This is a genomic window from Clostridium tarantellae (genome assembly GCF_009295725.1).
GTDB lineage: Bacteria > Bacillota > Clostridia > Clostridiales > Clostridiaceae > Sarcina > Sarcina tarantellae.
In genome coordinates this window covers 1-1753 of the sequence record NZ_WHJC01000458.1, presented here as the reverse complement: position 1 = coordinate 1753, position 1753 = coordinate 1, and the positions used below count along the sequence as shown (strand labels likewise).

Sequence of the window (1753 nt, the reverse complement as noted above, 5' to 3'; positions counted from 1 at the left end):
ATTTTTATCTTCTAAAAAATAGTTTGGTGAATAATTCGGGAGTAAATAAGAATAAAAAATTATATTTTAAAGGATTAACCATATTTATGTTAAAACAAATAAATAGTAAAGTTAATACAAACTTTTTATCTATGGCTTTAATTTGCATAATGTTATTCATTACAATAGTCGCATTATCCTTAGGTATAAGCTTTAAAAAAGGTTCAGAGGCAGCACTTGAAAAATTAACTCCCTTTGATGCTAGTGTAGTTTTATATACTAATGGTGAAGATAAAAATATAGAAGATATCCTTAATAAAGTACATTTTAAAAAAAGTGAAAATGAAAAGTATGCAATTTGTAATGAATATACTATAGGAGTAAAAATAAACCAATTATTTAAAAAAGAACTTCAAGCATTTAAGGATTTACAACCAACATTTATTAAAATATCTGACTATAATAAAATGTTAAAACTTAAGGGTGAAAAAGAAATACAATTAAATAATAATGAAATTTTACTTTTATCAAATAAAATAAAGTTAATGGAGCCAATTAATGAAATTTTAAAAGTTAATAATAAGGTTCATATTAAGGGAAAAGAGTACTTAATAAAAAATCATAAAGCTATAGAAGAAAATATTTATACTTATGATATGACAAATACTTATTGCACAATTATTATAAATGATAATTTTTTATCTCATTCTAAAATTTATGAATCAATACTTAATGTAATGTATTCTCAAAATCATAGGGAAGAAAATAATAAAAAGTATAAGAAAATTCATGATGATTCAATTAAAGGTAAGTATGAAAGTTTAAATATTCACTATTTAAAGGCTTATTCAAAGGATGTTGTTTATGATTCAAGTAAAGGGTTAACAACTACCATATTATTTATTGGCATATATTTAGGTTTAGTATTTTTAATAAGTAGCATGGCTATATTAGCTCTTCAACAATTATCAGAAGCCAGTGATAGTATGGAAAGATATAGAGTTTTAAAGAGAATTGGAGCAACTGAAACAATGATAGAGAAAACAATTTTTATTCAAATTTTCATATATTTTTCTCTTCCAGTACTTCTTGCATTAATTCACTCTATAATTGGAATTATTCTAGTTAATGACTATGTAAGTAGATTTAATAAAATAGATATTAAATTTTCAGTTTTAATGACAATTTTAATATTTTTTATAGTTTACATAGGATATTTTTATACAACTTATTTAGCCTATAAAAATATGGTAAAAAAGAATATTTAGCATTATACTAGTTAAGGTTATTAAATTTTGTTTTACATTATTTAATAACCTTATATTTGTACAAAGGAGAAGAATAATGAAGAAAATTATTATTGTTGAAGATGATGAAGTTATAAGAGAAGAACTACAATGTTTTTTAAAAAAGTATGGATATGAAGTAAATGCTCCTAGGGATTTTACTAATATAATAGAATATATTAAAAGTGAAAATGCGAATCTTATATTATTAGATATAAACCTTCCTCTTTTTGATGGTTATTATATATGTAGAGAAATACGTAAACACTCTCATATTCCAATTATAGTAGTTACCAGTAGAAATACTGAAATAGATGAATTAATGAGTATAAACTTAGGTGCAGACGATTTTATCACAAAACCTTATAACCTAGAAATATTATTAGCTAGAATAACTAATATATTTAAAAGAATAGATACAAATTTTAAAACAAATAGTATATTAAATTATAAAAATTTTAAATTAAATCTTTCAAATGCGACAGTTG

At 22.0% G+C, this 1753-nt stretch carries 2 protein-coding genes; both read left to right on the top strand.

Annotated elements, in window-relative coordinates:
- Positions 1-1247 (top strand): ABC transporter permease (locus GBZ86_RS15560; protein WP_152892174.1); only part of this gene is annotated, 1247 nt, incomplete at its 5' end.
- 76 nt (positions 1248-1323) lie between these two features.
- On the top strand, positions 1324-1753 hold a 430-nt coding region (locus GBZ86_RS15555), incomplete at its 3' end, for a response regulator (protein WP_152892172.1).